Genomic DNA, 1053 nt, shown 5'->3' with positions numbered 1-1053 from the left:
AATGGTATCGACGACCTTGTATTTAGAGGTCAAGACTTGAATTTGGCTGGTGAATGATCGATCGATTTTGAGGTCGTTGACCGAAAATTGGTGCAGGTAGCCTAGGGACGAATAGCCCGTGCCAAAGTCGTCGATGCTGATCTGAATCTGCCGCGATCGCAGGGCATCCACCAGGGCAATGGCGGTTTCGGCATTGTCCATAATGGCACTTTCAGTAATTTCTAGCTTGAGCCGGGCGGGGTCGATGCCGGTGACGGCCAGAACCTGGTCAATATCGTCGAGCAGGGTGGGGCAGGCAAACTGCCGCACCGACAGGTTGACGCTCATGGTCAGCTCGCTCCAGCCCTGCTGCTGCCAGTGGTGCAGCTGTTGACAGGCCTGCTTGAGAATCAGCAGACCCACCGGCACCACCAGCCCGGTGGTTTCCATCAGGGGAATAAACTCGCCGGGGGCGACCAGGCCACGGGTGGGATGCTGCCAGCGCACCAGCGCCTCTAGCCCGGCAATTTTGAGGGTTTTGAGGTGGACAATGGGCTGGTAGTACACCACAAATTCCTGGCGATCGAGGGCGCGCTTGAGGTCATTTTCGAGGGCCAGGCGATCCACCATGGTTTGGTGCATTTGCGGGTCAAAAAATTGGCAGCTGCCGGCCCCCTGCTGCTTGGCTCGGTACATGGCAATGCCAGCATCCTGGAGCAGTTGCTCGGGGCCGGGGTAGTCGCTGTGGCCTAGGACAATCCCCAGGCAGGCAGTGATAAAAATATCCAGCCCTGACACGGTAAAGGGAGCCTTGAAGCTGTCCAAAATGGTTTGGGTCAGCGATTCGATGCGCTTCATATCGCTGGTCTGGCGCAGCAAAATACAGAACTCGTTGCCCCCCAGACAGGCCAGCAGCCCGTCGCTGGGCACCAGCTGCTGGAGCCGCTCGGCGATCGCCTTGAGCAGCTGGTTGCTCAGCGTGTAGCCAAAGGAACCGTTGATCAGCTTGAACTGGTCGCAGTCGAGGTAAATGACCGCAAAGGCCGAATTCTCAGCCTGAAGCAGCTCAGCCAG

General features: G+C 57.9%; 1 protein-coding gene. It reads right to left on the bottom strand.

Annotated elements, in window-relative coordinates; translation table 11 throughout:
* Positions 1–1053: bifunctional diguanylate cyclase/phosphodiesterase (locus tag VB780_RS31270; RefSeq protein WP_323355101.1), on the bottom strand; the 1053-nt coding region annotated here is incomplete at both ends.

Source organism: Leptolyngbya sp. CCNP1308 (assembly GCF_034932455.1).
GTDB lineage: Bacteria > Cyanobacteriota > Cyanobacteriia > Phormidesmidales > Phormidesmidaceae > Nodosilinea.
This window is presented reverse-complemented; position numbering and strand designations above follow the sequence as displayed.